Consider the following 15,556-nt stretch of genomic DNA (forward strand, 5'->3'; position numbering starts at 1 on the left):
TCTACCGCTTCGTTGAATTAAAGCAGGCGAAGCGGTAGAGATGCTTCGGCTTCGCTCAGCATGACGGGCTGACGGCCTACCCCAGCCAACGGTACCCCTCCTCACGACACCCACTTTCTATGTTTTCTATCTTCATCAGACGGCCGGTTTTGTCGTTGGTTATTTCGTTGTTTATCACCCTGCTGGGCGTGGGCGCGCTGTTTACGCTGCCCGTCACGCAGTTCCCCGACATCGTGCCGCCTTCTGTGACGGTACGGGCCAAATACAACGGGGCCAACGCCGAGGTATCGGCCAAGGCCGTGGCCACGCCGCTGGAACGAGCCATCAACGGGGTGCCGGGCATGACCTACATGAACACCGTAACCACCAACAACGGCACCACCCTGGTGGAGGTGTTCTTCGAGGTGGGCACCGACCCTGACCTGGCCGCCGTGGCCGTGCAGAACCGCGTGACGACGGTGCTGGACGAGTTGCCCCAGGAAGTCATCAAGGCCGGGGTGGTGACGGAGAAGGAAGTGAACAGCATGCTGCTGTACCTGAACATCGTCAGCGACGACCCCACGGCCGACGAGCAGTTCATCTACAATTTCGCCGACATCAACATTCTGCAGGAGCTCAAGCGCATCAAGGGTGTGGGCTTGGCCGAAATCCAGGGCAGCCGCGAGTACGCCATGCGCGTGTGGCTCAAGCCCGACCGGATGCTGGCCTACCGCGTGGGCGCCGACGAAATTGTGGAGGCCATCCAGACCCAGAGCGTGGAAGCCGCCCCCGGCCGGACCGGCGAAAGCTCGGGCCGCTCGGCCCAGGTGCTGCAATATGTGCTCCGTTATACCGGCAAGCTCTTCGAGCCCGAGCAGTACCGCAACATCGTCATCCGGGCCGAAGCCGACGGCTCGGTGCTGCGCCTCAAGGACGTGGCCGACGTGGAATTCGGGGTGCAGACCTACCGGATGCTGTCCAAAAGCAACGGCCAGCCGTCGGCCGCCATCCTACTCAAGCAGCTGCCCGGCTCCAACGCCTCCGACGTCATTGCGCAGGTAAAAGCCCGCATGGCCGAGCTGAAAGCCAACAGCTTCCCGCCCGGTATGACCTACAACATCAGCTACGACGTGTCGCGCTTCCTCGACGCGAGTATTCACGAGGTGGTACGCACCTTGTTTGAGGCGTTTTTGCTGGTGTTCGTGATTGTGTACCTGTTTTTGCAGGACTGGCGCTCCACCCTGATTCCGGCGCTGGCCGTGCCGGTGGCCCTCATCGGTACCCTGTTTTTCATGCAGCTGCTGGGCTTCAGCATCAATTTGCTCACGCTGTTTGCTCTGGTGCTGGCCATCGGCATTGTGGTCGATAACGCCATTGTGGTGGTGGAAGCCGTGCACGCCAAGATGCACGAAAAGCACCTCTCGGCCATGGATGCCACGCTGGAAGCCATGGGCGAAATCAGCGGCGCCATCGTGGCCATCACGCTGGTGATGTCGGCGGTGTTTATTCCGGTGTCGTTTATGAGCGGGCCGGTGGGCGTGTTCTACCGCCAGTTTTCGCTCACGCTGGCCATTTCCATCGTTATTTCAGGCTTGAACGCCCTCACACTGACCCCGGCGCTGTGCGCGCTGCTGCTTAAGGGGCCCACCCCCGATGCCGAGCGCACGGGCCTGCTGGGCCGCTTCTTCGCCGGCTTCAATAGCCGCTACGAGCGGTTTGCCGACGGCTACCAGCGCCTAGTGCGCGTGGTGGCCAGCCGCCGGCTGGTGACGGTGGCGCTGCTGCTGTTCTTCTTCGCGGCCACCTGGGGCGTCAATTCGGTGCTGCCCACTGGCTTCATTCCGAGCGAAGACCAGGGCATGGTATACATCAACGTGACCTCGCCGCCCGGCGCCACCATGGAGCGCACCCAGCAGGTGTTGCAGGAAGTGCAGCGCGTGGCCCAGACCCTGAAACCGGTGGAATCGGTATCGACGCTGGCCGGCTACTCGCTCATGAACGACGTGTCGGGGGCCAGCTACGGCATGGGCATGATCAACCTGAAAAGCTGGGACGAGCGCAAAGAATCCGTAACCGAACTGATGGCCCAGCTGCGCGCCAAAACCCGGCACATCACCGGGGCGCAGGTGCAGTTTTTTACCCCGCCCACCGTGCCCGGCTTCGGTAACGCCGGCGGCTTCGATTTGCGGGTGCTGGACCGCACCGGCCGCGGCGACCTGCGCCGCACCGACGAGGTGACGGACCGCTTCATCAAGGCCCTCAACAACACGCCGGCCATCGAAAACACCTTTTCCGGCTTCGACCCCACCTTTCCGCAGTACCTCATCCACCTGGATGCCGACCTGGCCGCCAAGAAGGGCGTGACCGTGGCCAGCGCCATGAGCACGCTGCAAACCCTGATGGGCTCCAACTACGCCGCCAGCTTTATCCGCTTCGGGCAGATGTACAAGGTGATGGTACAGGCCCTGCCCGGCTACCGCACCAAGCCCGAGGATCTGCTGAAGCTCTACGTGAAAAACAACCGGGGCGAGATGGTGCCCTACTCCACGTTTGTGCGCTTGGAGCGGGTGTACGGCCCCGAGCAGTTCACGCGCTACAACATGTACACCTCGGCCACCCTCAACGGCGACACCGCCCCCGGCTACTCGTCCGGCGACGCCATCAAGACCATCGAGGCCGTGGCGGCCAAGGAGCTGCCGCGCGGCTACACCTTCGAGTGGAGCGGCATGACCCGGGAGCAGATCATCTCCGGCAACCAGGCGCTCTACGTGTTCGGCATCGTGCTGGTGTTCGTGTATCTGCTGCTGGCGGCCCAGTACGAGAGTTTCCTGCTGCCGCTGCCGGTGCTGCTGAGCTTGCCCACCGGCATCTTCGGCGCGTTTCTGGCGCTCAAGCTGCTGGGGCTGGAAAACAACATCTACGCCCAGGTTTCGCTGGTGATGCTGATTGGTTTGCTGGGTAAAAACGCCATTCTCATCATCGAATTCGCGGTGCAGCGGCAGCAGGAAGGCCTGTCGGTGCTGGACGCGGCCGTGGAGGGCGCCCGCTCCCGCCTGCGCCCCATTCTGATGACCTCCTTCGCCTTCGTGGCTGGCCTGATTCCGCTGTGCATTGCCACCGGCGCGGGCGCCATGGGCAACCGCAGCATCGGCACGGCAGCGGCGGGCGGCATGCTCATCGGCACTCTGTTCGGGGTGGTCCTGATTCCGGGCCTTTATGTGTTGTTTGCCCGCGACAAGAAGCCCGCCAAACCCGTTGCCGAGCCCACGGCTCACCCCGTTCCAGCCGCCCACCCCGAGCCCGCCCACGCGGCTGCCTAATCCTGCTCTATGACTCTGTTCCGCCCCTCACTTGCCGGCCTGTTCTCTAAAAGAGAGGAGACATCAGCAAAAGCCAACCGGCCTTTCAAACGCTTATTCGGACTGCTCACGCTGGCGGTCCTGGGCAGTTGCCAGACCATAAAGCCGGTGCTCACACCCCGCGCCACGGCCGTGCCGGCCACCTTCGGCGCAGCCTCTGTCTCCCCCGCCACCGACTCCGCGTCCATTGCCGCCCAGCCCTGGCAGCAGTTCTTCGCGGATCCCAACCTGATCGGGCTGCTTGATACGGCCTTGCGCGCCAACCCCGATTTGCTGATTGCCGTGCAGCGGGTGGAAGTGGCCCGCGCCAGCGTGCAGGCGGCCCGGGGCGCGCTGCTGCCCGCCGTCAACGGCGTAGCCGCCGCCAGCGCCGACCGGTTTGCCACCCTCAGCGGCACCGGCTACAACGCCACCAACGACGGCCGCCAGTTGCCCACGGTAGCTCCCGACTACTTCCTGGGGCTGCGTAGTTCGTGGGAAATTGATTTGTGGGGCAAGCTGCGCAGCCGCCGCCGGGCCGCCCTGGCGCGGATGCTGGCCACCGAGCAGGGCCGCCGGCTGGTGCAAACCGCGCTGGTAGCTCAGGTGGCCCGCCTCTACTACGAACTGCTGACGCTGGACAGCCAGCTGGACGTGCTGGGCAAAAACGAACGGCTGCAGAATCGGGCCCTCGAAATCGTGAAGCTCCAGAAGCTGGGGGGCCGGGCCACCGAGCTGGCCGTGCAGCAGTTCACGGCCCAGCTGCTGCGCACCCGCAGCGGCGAGGTGGAAGTGCAGCAGCGCATCCTGGCCACCGAAAACCAGCTCAACCGCCTGCTGGGCCGCTATCCGCAGCCCATTACCCGGGGCCTGCCCATCCAGCAGCAGCCATTGCCCGTGGCCCTTTCTGCCGGGCTGCCGGCCGAGCTGCTGCTGCGCCGCCCCGACGTGCAGCAGGCCGAGCTAGCGCTGCTGGCCACCAAGGCCGACGTGGCCGCCGCCCGGGCCGCCTTCCTGCCCTCGCTCACCCTGTCGCCGTACGTGGGGCTGAACGCCTACAAGGCCTCCCTGCTGCTGAGTACGCCCGGCTCCCTGGCCTACGGCCTGCTGGCCGGCGTATCGGCCCCGCTCTTCAACCGCAACGTGCTGCGGGCCGAGTACACCCAGTCGGCCGCGCGGCAGCGCATTGCCTACTTCGAGTACCAGCGCAGCATCCAGACCGGGTTTGAGGAAGTGACGACCAGCCTGCGGGGCCTGCAGAACTACCAGCGCGTGTACGCCCTGCAGCAGCAGGAAGTGGCCGCCCTGACCAAGGCCGTGGACATTTCCAACGACCTCTACACGGCCAGCTACGCCACCTACCTGGAAGTCATCACGGCCCAGCGCAGCGCCCTGGAAGCCGAGCTGAACCTGACCACCACCCGCCGCGAGCAGTTCCTACAGCTCATCGACCTGTACCGGGCCCTGGGCGGCGGGGCCCCGCCCGCGCCGGGTACCGCCGCTTTGCGCTAAGCCCTGCGCTGGATCAAAAGCAAAAGAGCCCCGCCAACTGGCGGGGCTCTTTTGCTTTTACCGAAAAACACTACGCTTCAGCGGCTGGCGCTAAGACCCGCGTGCAACGAATGGGCCGGCTATAACGAGGCAGCTACTTCCTGCCTATTACAATTCCCCGCAGTCATCGGAGCCGATGGGGGCACCGTCGGGCATGGGGAGGGCGGGCGCGGGCTGGAACTTCTCAGGGGCCTGCTCAAACTGCCGGAGGGTGCGCAACCCCAGCAAAGCGGTGGCGCGGCGGTTTTCGTCGCGGGACTTCTGTTCTTTTTCCAGCTGCTGCTTCAGCTCCTGTACTTTCAGCGCAGTGACGGCCTGCACGCCAGCCGGGGCCTGGGAAGCGGCGGCCAGGGCCAACAGTTTTTGCAGCGTCAGCATTTGCACGAGGCGCTGTAGCTCGCCGGGGTAGCCGGTTTCGGGCCGGGCCTGCCAGGTAGCGGCCAGCAACTTATCGAGCACGGCGCGCAGGCCAGGCTGCTCGGGGTGGCGGGCATGGTACTCCTCCAGGCGGGCCGCCCGCTGGGGGTTCAGCAGAAACTCCAGCGTGGTGGCCGCCGCCGATTCGGCCGCGGCCAGGGGGTCGAAAGTGAGGCCGGTGCGGGCTGGGAAGGTTTCGCGGCTGCGGCCGTAGTTCACGGGCCGGGGCGGAATCTTCATCAGCAGCTCCTCCGGCAAGGCCAGCTCCCGGGGTGAAATCGTGCGCAGCAGCGCGTCAAAAGCCTTCCACTGCTCGGCGGGCTCCACAAATTTAGTAATGGTTTGGCCGTCGCCCTTCACGGCGTAGGTGTAGTACAGGCCGCCCAGTTCCTTGGAAGCCGCCTCCACCTGATAGCGCTGCAGCAGATACATGGGCACCAGCACTTCCTCCAGCATGGCCATGGGCTGGCCGGGGGCCAGAGCTTTTTCGGAGAAGCGGTTCAGCAACTGCCGACGCACATCCATGAGGCGGTTGAGCTCGGCGGCGGCGTTGGGGCCGTCGTCCCAGAGGTGGGCCGTGGGGTGCGCTCCGCCGGCCGCGCGGGCGTCGGCATCGGAAATGAACACGTAGCCCTCGGCCAATGTCTGCTTGATAATGGCTTGCAGGGCCGCCTTTTCATCAGCCCGGGGGCCGAAATCCTGGTAGCCGTAGAGGATGGCGCGCTTATCCCAGCTGCCGATGCCAGCGGCGTAGGCCTCGCTCAGGTCGATGCTGCCATCGGCCCGCATTTTGATGCGCGGCATGGGGTAATCCATCACCGACGACCGTTCGCGGGTGCTGGCCGAGTAGTTGTGGTAGAGGCCCAGGGTGTGGCCCACCTCGTGGGCGGCCAGCTGGCGCAGACGCGCCACGGCCATCTGCAGCATCTCGGGACGCGGAGGCTGGCCGTCCTCGTAGGGTTGCAGCAGGCCCTCGGCAATCAGAAAATCCTGGCGCACCCGCAAGGAGCCCAGCGACACCTGCCCCTTGATGATTTCGCCGGTGCGCGGGTCCGTGATGCTGGCCCCGTACGACCAGCCCCGGGTGGAGCGATGCACCCACTGAATGAGGTTGTAGCGGATGTCCATGGGGTCGGCGTCCTCGGGCAGCAGCTTCACCTGAAACGCGTTGCGGTAGCCGGCGGCTTCAAAGGCCTGATTCCACCACGCGGCGCCTTCCATGAGGGCCGAGCGCACAGGCTCGGGCGCGCCCCGGTCCAGGTAGTACACCAGCGGCTCCACGGCCTCGCTCTGGGCAGCGGTGGGGTCTTTTTTGGCCAGGCGGTGTCGCACCAGCTGCCGCTTCAGAATGGGCTGGTCGATGGGCGTGGCGTAGTCCATGTACTCGTTGGCGTAGTAGCCGGCGCGGGGGTCGAAGGCCCGGGGCTGGTAGCCGGCGTCGGGCAGCTGCACGAAGGAGTGGTGCATGTGCACCGTCACGGCGTTCGGGTCGGGGGTAACCGACTGAATTTCGCGGCCTTTGGCTTTGCCGGTGAGGGTGATGATGGCCTCAAACTCGGAGTTCTGGGGGAAGCCCTTGGTGTTGGGCAGAAACACCGCCGAGCGGCTTTCTTCGGCCTTGAAATTGCCCTGCTTGAGGTCTTCGAGCCGGTCACTGATCTGGTGGGAGTCGCGCAGCAGAAACGGCGTGAGGTCTACCAGCACCCGGTTGCCTTCCTGGGCCTCGGCCTTGAAGCCCCAGATAACAGACTGCGCAAACGCCTGTTCTACCGATTTGCGCTCGTCGGGGTTCGGGCTCACGGCGCGGTAGTCGTAGTTGGGCTGGAGCAGCAGAATCTTGGGGCCACTCCGCACGAACTTCACGATGCGCGTCTGCCCGATCTGGCCCCGGTCGAGGCCCAAATCGTTGGAGCCCACGCCCTGGGGCAAGCTGCTTACATAGAGGATTTCCTGGTCGAGCTTGTCGATTTCCAGCAGAATCCGGCCGCCTTTCTCATCCCAGTAAAACGGGAAATAGCCTGGGAATTTCTGGAGGCCTTTGGTTTTTTCGGCCAAGGTCTGGGCCGACGCGAGCGGGGCGTTGAGCAGCAGGGTGCCCAGCAGCAGGCAGTAGAGTTTCTTCACGCAGCAATACGGCTAGGGAGTACGCCGTAAGGTAGAAACGGAAGTTGGTTATCAAACATCGCCGCCGTGCGCGTTCATACCAGCCGGCTCTTACGTTATCTGACTTTTTCCACATAATCCGCCCCGCCATGCCGCAGCCCCCCAACCTCCAGCGCTTCCTCGACGCCCAGCAGCGCGACTACGCCACGGCCCTGGCCGAAATCCGGGCGGGGCGCAAGCGCAGCCACTGGATGTGGTACATCTTCCCCCAGATTCAGGGCCTGGGCTATAGTGAAACTGCTCAATTTTACGCCATCCGAGGCCGGCAGGAAGCCGAGGCCTACCTGCAACACCCGGTGCTTGGCCCGCGCCTCCGGGAAATCAGTGGTGCCCTTCTCACGCTGGAAAGCCACGACGCCACCCGTCTCATGGGCAGCCCGGATGATGTGAAGCTCCGGTCGTCGATGACGCTGTTCGGCGCGCTGGCAGGTTCTGACCCAGTTTTTCAACGGGTGCTGGACACGTATTTTGGCGGTGCTCAGGACGCCAAAACGTTGCAAATCCTGCGGCAGAGCCCGTAGAGTGGCAGCATCTGTAAATGATTGCCTGCCTGCTTACTGACCCGGCACGTCAAAAAAAGCACGTCATGCTGAGCTTGCCGAAGCATCTCTACCGCCAAAGCAATTCTGATTGCCTCCGGTAGAGATGCTTCGGCAAGCTCAGCATGACGTGTTTTTGTAAAGTCGGCTTCTTCGCTTACCCCAACACTGCCTCAATCCGCGCCAGCTCTTCCGGGCTGAACTGCAGGTTTTCGAGGCAGCGCAGGGAGTCGGTGAGCTGCTCGGGCTTGCTGGCGCCGATGAGTACGGACGTAATTCGCTCGTCACGCAGAATCCAGCTGAGGGCCATCTGGGCCAGGCTTTGATTACGCTGCCGGGCCAGTTCGTTAAGTTCACGAATTTGGCTCAGGCGCGCTTCCGTTAGCTGCATTTCGGTGAGAAAACCCACGCCTTTGGCCACGCGCGAATCCTGGGGGATACCGTGCAGGTACTTGTTGGTGAGCAGGCCCTGGGCTAGGGGCGAAAACGGGATGCAACCCACGCCTTCCTGGCCCAGCAGCTCCAGCAGACCGCCTTCCACCCAACGCTCAAACATCGAGTATTTGGGCTGATGAATCAGGCAGGGCGTGCCCAGTTGGCGCAGAATCCGGATGGCCTCGGCCGCCTCGGCAGGCTGGTAGTTGCTGATGCCCACGTACAGGGCCTTGCCCTGGCGCACAATGTGGTCGAGGGCGCTCATGGTTTCTTCCAGGGGCGTGTCGGGGTCGGGTCGGTGCGAGTAAAAGATATCCACGTAGTCCAGCCGCATCCGGCGCAGGCTCTGGTCTAGGCTGGAAATGAGGTATTTGCGGGAACCCCACTCGCCGTAGGGTCCCTCCCACATGTGGTAGCCGGCCTTGGTGGAAATGACTAGCTCGTCGCGGTAGCCGCGGAAATCCTCTTTCAGGATCCGGCCGAAGTTGGTTTCGGCCGAGCCGGGGGGTGGGCCGTAGTTGTTGGCCAGATCGAAGTGCGTAACGCCCGAGTCGAAGGCGCGGTGCAGGATAGCGCGGAAGTTCTGTAGCACGTCCACGTCGCCGAAGTTGTGCCAGAGGCCCAATGATACGGCCGGCAGTTTGAGCCCACTGCGGCCGCAGCGGCGGTAAGGCATAGCGGCGTAGCGGCCGGGGCTTGGTTGGTAAGGCATGATGCAGGGAGTTAGGTGGCTTGGAGCAGCAAGTACGCAGGAACCCCCGGAAAGCCCGCGTGGCGCCGGTCGGTTTTTATGTTCGCCCTCCTATCTTTCCCCACCTGACTATTGCCAGGCAGTATCACCCTCCCCCCCTTCCTCTGATGCCCACGCCAGCCATCCGCTCCCTCCGGCCCTTCATCGGCTCCCGCGACTTTGCCGAGTCGCGCCGCTTCTACCGCACCTTCGGCTTCACCGAAGTGGTGTTGTCGCCGGCCATGTCGTTGTTTACCCTTGCGGGCGTGAGCTTTTACCTGCAGGACTATTACGCGGCAGAATGGGTAGACAACACCATGCTGTTTCTGGAGGTGGAGAACGTGGAGCAGTACTGGCCACAGCTGGAGGCCCTGGACCTGCCCGGCCAATTTCCGGGTGTGCGGGTACTACCCATCCGGCAGGAGGCCTGGGGCCGGGAAGGCTTCGTGCACGACCCGGCCGGCATCCTCTGGCACATCGGCGAGTTCAGGAAAGACTAAGCCTTGCCCAACAAACACACCAGAACGGTCATGCTGAGCTTGCCGAAGCATCTCTACCGCTTCGTTCTCAACACTGAATTAGTCTGAGGGAGAGATGCTTCGGCAAGCTCAGCATGACGTTTCATGAACTCTATCTGCCCCCCTGAACACCGTGCAATTTAACCAACCCATGACCGCCCAAGGCATCATCCGTGACCTGCAGCTGCTGCCCCACCCCGAGGGCGGCTATTACCGCGAAACCTACCGCTCGGCCCACACCCTCACCACCGCCGAGGGCCAGTCTCGCAGCGTAAGCACGGCCATCTACTACCTGCTCGAAAACGAGGACAAGTCGCACTTCCACCGCATTAAGTCCGATGAGCTGTGGTTTTTCCACCAAGGACAGGCGCTGGAAATCATCCTGCTCACGCCCGGCCAGCCCACCCGCCTCATCCTCGGCCCCGACTTCGCCAGCGGCGAGCTACCCCAGGCCGTTATTCCGGCAGGCGTGTGGTTTGCGGCCCAGGTAAAGCACCGCCGTGGCTACGGCCTCGTCAGTTGCACTGTAGCCCCCGGCTTCGATTTCGCGGATTTTGAGTTGGCCGAGCGGGCAGCGCTGCTGCGGGAGTTTCCGCAGGCGGCGGAAGTGGTGGAGCGGTTTACGAAGGCGGCGTGCTAACGTCGCGGAACGTCATGCTTCAGCAAGCTCAGCATGACGTTCCGCGACGTTAGCACGCTCGACCCATTACATCAGCACTTTACTTAGCCCTGTGAAACTGCTACTCGTTGTTATCCTGACCTTGACGCCGCTCTTTGGCAGATGTCAAACAGCTGTATCCTGCCTCGACAAGCTGTATGCGGAAGCCTATTCCTGCATCAGGTCCGATACCGTATTTCAACGATACCAAGGGCCTGAACACTGCGTGGCCGTGTTTGACAGCTTGGTAGCCCAGAGACCTTCCATGTTCTCAGAAGTTCTTGCTAAGCACTGGGGATATACCGGCTATAAGAGAATGAGCCGACTGCGGGATTCATTGAGCACGCTCGATAAACAGGCCTATTACAAGCCATATTTCTCGAAGCTGGCAGCCCGCATTACGGCTGCTTCCGGTGCAGCGAAAGGCTGCGTGGTGATATTGTTTTCGCGTGCAACCAATGGGATGCTACTGGCGGAAGTCAGCGACAACCAGGAAGGCGGCCCAGTCCTCCGAAACGTTGTTTCCACCTTCGACCAGTCCATTCTATACCTGTTCCTGCTGGGGGCCGATGGCACAATAAAGCGGTACCACACACAATCCGTCCACTACAACTAACCGGTCGGCTTCAAGTCATTCCCGAAATCCTCCCGACCTTCGGCCACCTTTTCCCCGGTTTCGTTGTTAGAAACCAACCTTATAAATAGAACCCAAGCTGTTGGCTGAACAACCTACCTATACCGAACCTTACGTCCTCGAAAAGGAGCTGCGTAAGGTGCAGGCCCTCATGAAGCTCGAGCAGCAGGAGGACCTCGAACAGTTCAAAATCAAGAGCGCCCAGGCCACCATTGCCGAGCGCCAGAAGCGGGGCCTCACCTGGTACCCGGTCAAAATCACGAAGGAAGACATTGGCTTCGGCGGCAAGCTCGTTATTGAGCTGGAGCGCCAGGGCGGCGGCAGCGGGTTGCACCTGTTTCAGGTGGGAAAAAACGCGGCTTTGTTCGGCAACATCCCCGGCCGCTCGGGCTCCGACCGCCCCACCCTGTCGGGCGTGGTGACCAGCGTGAAACGCAACAAAATCCTGCTGGCCACCACCAAGGAAGACCTGCCCGATTGGGTGGACGAGGGCAAGCTGGGCGTGGACCTGACTTTCGACGAGGTGAGCTACCGCGAGATGGAGTACGCCCTGGGCAAGGTGATGGGCGCCTACGACTCGCGCCTGGCCGAGCTGCGCGACGTGCTGCTGGGCGCCAAACCGGCCCGGTTCAAGCCGGAATCGGAAGCCACGCTCTACTACCCCTCGCCCCTGAACGAGAGCCAGCTTTCGGCCGTGCGCCACGTGCTGGCAGCTCAAGATGTGGCCATCATCCACGGTCCGCCCGGCACCGGCAAAACCACCACCCTGGTGCAGGCCATCCTGGAAACCATCCGGCGCGAACGGCGGGTGCTGGTGTGCGCCCCCAGCAATACGGCTGTGGATTTGCTCACTGAAAAGCTGGCCGAGCGCGGCGTGAACGTCATCCGGATGGGCAATCCCTCCCGCGTGTCGGATTTGCTGCTGCAGCACACGCTGGACGCCCAGATTATGGCCCACAAGAGCTACGCCGAGTTGCGCAGCCTGCGCCAGACGGCCGAGCAGTACCGGGAGCAGGCCGGCAAGTTCAAGAAGCACTTCGGCTGGGAGGAGCGCGAGCAGCGCCGGTTGCTGAAGCAGCAGGCCCACGAGTTGCTGCAGGAGTCGGACCAGCTGGAGCGCTACATCACGGAGGATCTGCTGGAGCAGGTGCAGGTGATTACGTGCACGCTGGTGGGGGCCGGCAACCGCGCCATCCGCCACCTCACCTACGAAACCGTATTCATTGACGAGGCCGCCCAGGCCCTGGAGCCGGGCTGCTGGATTCCGATTACCAAGGCCAACCGCGTGGTGCTGGCCGGCGACCATCAGCAACTGCCGCCCACCGTGAAAAGCGAAAAGGCGGCCCGCGACGGACTGCGCGAAACCCTGTTCGAGAAGTGCATTCGGCGCCAGCCCGACACGGCCCGCATGCTGCAAGTGCAGTACCGCATGCACGAGCAGATCATGGAATTCAGCTCCCAGCAGTTCTACGACGGCAAGCTGGTGGCCGCCCCCACCGTGGCCCACGCCGATCTGCCTGACTACGACCTGCGCTTCGCCCCCGACATGGCGGTGGAGTTTCTGGATACGGCCGGCTTCGGCTTCCAGGAAATCACCATCGAGGAAAGCCGCTCCACGGCCAACCCCGAGGAAGCTGACCTGCTGCTCAAGCGTCTGGCGCAGTTGCTGGAGCCCTACGACCAGGCCGACCACGAAGCCGACCTGCTCACCATCGGCGTGATTGCCCCGTACCGTGCCCAAATCAACTACCTCAAGGACGCCATCGAGGAAAATGACGAGCTGGTGGGCCTCATGGAGCACCGCATGCTGAGCGTGGGCACCGTGGACTCGTTCCAGGGCCAGGAGCGCGACATCATTGCCATCAGTCTCACCCGCTCAAACCCCCAGGGCGAAATCGGCTTTTTGAGCGACATCCGCCGCATGAACGTGGGCATGACCCGCGCCCGCCGCAAGCTCCTGCTCGTCGGCGACTCCAGCACCCTGGGCTCTCACCCCTTCTACAAGGCCTTCCTCGATTACGTGGAAAGCATCGGAGCCTACCGCACGGCCTGGGAAATGCAATAGAATCTCCCCCCTAGTCCCCTCTCCAAAAGAGAGGAGGAACTAGATTTTAGCCGTAGCGTAAACGCAAAAAGGGCCATTCAGCTAAGCTGAATGGCCCTTTTCATTTCTAGAAACTAGCAACTAGTTCCCCCTCTCTTTTGGAGAGGGGGCTAGGGGGTGAGGTCCGTTACGCCGCGCCGTGAGGGGTTTTGTCCAGGGCGTCGGCGGGGGCGTATTTGGCGCGCAGGGCTTTGAACTGGCCGTTGAGCGGATACTCGGGCAGCTGCACGTTCAGGCCGGCGGCAATGCCGTTGCCCAGCTTCTCGTCCACCTTGTACCAGTGGCTCAGCTGGCGTTTGATGATTTCGTCGCGCTTGGGGCCTTCGATGCCGTCCATGTGGCCCACGATGTTCTTGATGGTATCGTCCTGGGCCTTCTCCGTCATCAGGCGGAACAGGTCGCCGGGCTGGGTGTAGTGGTCGTCGTCGCCGGGGGCGTTGCGGTCGAAGCGGGCGGCGCGGGTCGCCTCAATCGGGTAGGCGTACTCGCTCACGCTCTTGTCCTCGGTGGGGCCGCCGAAGGAATTGGGGTAGTAGTTAACGCCGGGGCCGCCATTGTTGCCGAAGGCCATGTGGCCGTCGCGCTGGTAGTGGCTGGTAGCGAAGGGGTTGCGGTTGGCCGGCAGCTGGTCGTAGTTGACGCCCACGCGGTAGCGGTGCGCATCGGGGTAAGCCAGCAGGCGGGTTTGCAGCATCTTATCGGGCGAGAAGGCAATGCCGTCCACCACGTTCGAGGGCGAGTACGAGGCCTGCTCCACGAAGGCGTGGTAGTTTTCCGGAATCCGGTTCAACTCCAATACGCCCACTTCCTGCAACGGAAAATCGGCATGGGGCCACACCTTGGTCACATCGAACGAGTTCCACTTGTAGGTCGCGGCCTGGTCTTCGGGCATGGTCTGGATGAAGAGCTTCCACTTCGGGAAATTGCCCTGCGTGATGGCATCTACCAGGTCGTGCTGGCTGAAATCGGGGTCGAGGCCGGCCATTTCGTTGGCTTCGGCATCGGTGAAGTTTTTGATGCCCTGCTGAGTGAGGAAGTGGAATTTCACCCAGGTGCGCACGTTGTCCTTATTGATCATGGAAAACGTGTGCGAGCCGTAGCCGTGCATGTGGCGGATGCCATAGGGCGTGCCCCGGTCGCTCATCAGGATGAGCACCTGGTGCAGGCTTTCGGGCAGCAGACTCCAGAAGTCCCACATCACCGTTTTGCTGCGCAAGTTGGTGTATGGGTCGCGCTTCTGGGAGTGGATGAAGTCGGGGAACTTCTGGCCGTCCTTCACGAAGAACACGGGCGTGTTGTTGCCCACCATGTCCCAGTTGCCGCCTTCGGTGTAGAACTTGAGCGAGAAGCCGCGCGGGTCGCGGGCCGAGTCGGCCGAACCCCGCTCGCCGGCCACGGTGCTAAAGCGCGACAGGACGTCGCACTGGTTGCCCACCTGGCTGAACAGCTTGGCGCGGGTGTACTGCGTGATGTCGTGGGTGACGGTGAACGTGCCCTGCGCGCCCACGCCCTTGGCGTGCACCACCCGCTCCGGAATTCGCTCCCGGTTGAAGTGGGCCAGGCGCTCGAAGGCCACATAATCTTCCTGCAGCACAGGCCCGCGCGGACCGGCCGTAATGGAGTTCTGCACATCATCGACAGGCCGGCCCGACGAAGTGGTGATTTTATCGCCGCCGCTGAGGTCGGCCGGCTGCGGAGAGTTGGGGGTAGTGAACTTAGGGGGATTCTTAGCCATGAGATGCGTAAATAGCCAGCGTGAAGAGCCGAGCACAAGCTCGGCAGGAAGGCTTACGGTTCAGGTTGGAATAGCGCCGGAAAATGCCGGAATATTTTAGTCTCAGAAGTGCCGACAGCAGCGGCTTTTGACGGTTGCTGATTCGACAAATCCGGGCTAATTCCGTAACTAGCCTGCTCAAACCCATTCCTTCACCCCCATGCCCCGGCGCGCCCGCGCCCACCCCGCATATGGCCCAGATTAGCGAAAACAAAGTCGTTACCATCACCTACGACCTGAGCGTAACCGACGAAAACCAGGAGAAAGTACTAGTAGAATCGGCGGAGGAAGATGCGCCGATGGTGTTCCTGTTCGGCCAGAGCGGCCTGCCCGAGGAGTTTGAGCGCCAGCTCAGCGGCAAAAGCACCGGCGACTCGTTCACCTTCTCGCTCACCCCCGAGCAGGCCTACGGCGAATACGACGAGCAGGCCGTGGTGGAAATCCCGAAGAACGTGTTTGAAATCGACGGCCAGATTGACGGCGAGATGCTGCAGGTCGGCAACTTCCTGCCCATGGCCGACAACCAGGGCCACCACATGCAGGGCAAAGTGGTGGAAATCGGTGACTCGGCCGTGAAAATGGACTTCAACCACCCCCTGGCCGGCATGGTGATGCACTTCGACGGCAAAGTAGCCGAGGTGCGCGAAGCCACCCAAGAAGAAATGGACCATGGCCACGTGCACGGCGAAGGTGGCCACCAGCACTAGGCTTTCCGC

The 15,556-nt window shown here is 62.7% G+C and carries 11 protein-coding genes; 8 read left to right on the forward strand and 3 right to left on the reverse strand.

Annotation, left to right across the window (positions count from 1 at the left end):
• The first annotated feature begins 119 nt into the window (after positions 1-119).
• Both H8B14_RS14875 and H8B14_RS14880 read left to right on the forward strand, forming a co-directional pair.
• Positions 120-3,299, forward strand: a complete 3,180-nt coding sequence (locus tag H8B14_RS14875; RefSeq protein WP_187316445.1) for an efflux RND transporter permease subunit — start codon at positions 120-122, stop codon at positions 3,297-3,299.
• A gap of 9 nt (positions 3,300-3,308) precedes the next feature.
• The gene (locus H8B14_RS14880) at positions 3,309-4,829 is read left to right on the forward strand and encodes a TolC family protein (protein ID WP_187316446.1); all 1,521 of its coding nucleotides are present in this window, start codon (positions 3,309-3,311) and stop codon (positions 4,827-4,829) included.
• Between the two features lie 147 nt (positions 4,830-4,976).
• Here H8B14_RS14880 and H8B14_RS14885 read toward each other — a convergent pair whose 3' ends face one another.
• Positions 4,977-7,409, reverse strand: a complete 2,433-nt coding sequence (locus H8B14_RS14885; protein WP_187316447.1) for a zinc-dependent metalloprotease — start codon at positions 7,407-7,409, stop codon at positions 4,977-4,979.
• A 128-nt stretch (positions 7,410-7,537) separates the two neighbouring features.
• On the opposite strand from H8B14_RS14885, the gene H8B14_RS14890 reads away from it, so the two are divergent.
• Positions 7,538-7,969, forward strand: a complete 432-nt coding sequence (locus H8B14_RS14890) for a DUF1810 domain-containing protein (protein ID WP_187316448.1) — start codon at positions 7,538-7,540, stop codon at positions 7,967-7,969.
• Between the two features lie 175 nt (positions 7,970-8,144).
• Here the strand turns inward: H8B14_RS14890 and mgrA are convergent, their stop codons facing one another.
• On the reverse strand, positions 8,145-9,134 hold the full coding sequence (gene mgrA, locus H8B14_RS14895; protein WP_187316449.1) for an L-glyceraldehyde 3-phosphate reductase: 990 nt from the start codon (positions 9,132-9,134) through the stop codon (positions 8,145-8,147).
• 146 nt (positions 9,135-9,280) lie between these two features.
• Between mgrA and H8B14_RS14900 the strand changes: the two genes are divergently transcribed.
• The 4 genes from H8B14_RS14900 (at position 9,281) to H8B14_RS14915 (ending at position 13,027) form a co-directional block, all read left to right on the forward strand.
• Positions 9,281-9,652 carry a VOC family protein gene (locus tag H8B14_RS14900; RefSeq protein ID WP_187316450.1) on the forward strand — a complete coding sequence of 124 codons (372 nt, stop codon included), beginning with the start codon at positions 9,281-9,283 and terminating at the stop codon, positions 9,650-9,652.
• Positions 9,653-9,821: 169 nt separating this feature from the next.
• On the forward strand, positions 9,822-10,310 hold the full coding sequence (locus tag H8B14_RS14905; protein ID WP_187316451.1) for a cupin domain-containing protein: 489 nt from the start codon (positions 9,822-9,824) through the stop codon (positions 10,308-10,310).
• A 91-nt stretch (positions 10,311-10,401) separates the two neighbouring features.
• On the forward strand, positions 10,402-10,944 hold the full coding sequence (locus H8B14_RS14910; RefSeq protein WP_187316452.1) for a hypothetical protein: 543 nt from the start codon (positions 10,402-10,404) through the stop codon (positions 10,942-10,944).
• Between the two features lie 100 nt (positions 10,945-11,044).
• Entirely contained in the window at positions 11,045-13,027 is a 1,983-nt protein-coding gene (locus H8B14_RS14915) for an AAA domain-containing protein (protein WP_187316453.1), read from the forward strand.
• Between the two features lie 166 nt (positions 13,028-13,193).
• Here H8B14_RS14915 and H8B14_RS14920 read toward each other — a convergent pair whose 3' ends face one another.
• Positions 13,194-14,801 (reverse strand): catalase, encoded by a 1,608-nt coding sequence (locus H8B14_RS14920; protein WP_187316454.1) that lies wholly within the window; start codon positions 14,799-14,801, stop codon positions 13,194-13,196.
• Positions 14,802-15,031: 230 nt separating this feature from the next.
• Between H8B14_RS14920 and H8B14_RS14925 the strand changes: the two genes are divergently transcribed.
• Entirely contained in the window at positions 15,032-15,547 is a 516-nt protein-coding gene (locus H8B14_RS14925) for an FKBP-type peptidyl-prolyl cis-trans isomerase (RefSeq protein ID WP_187316455.1), read from the forward strand.
• Positions 15,548-15,556 lie beyond the last annotated feature (9 nt).

Origin of the sequence: Hymenobacter puniceus (genome assembly GCF_014333525.1) — a bacterium.
GTDB lineage: Bacteria > Bacteroidota > Bacteroidia > Cytophagales > Hymenobacteraceae > Hymenobacter.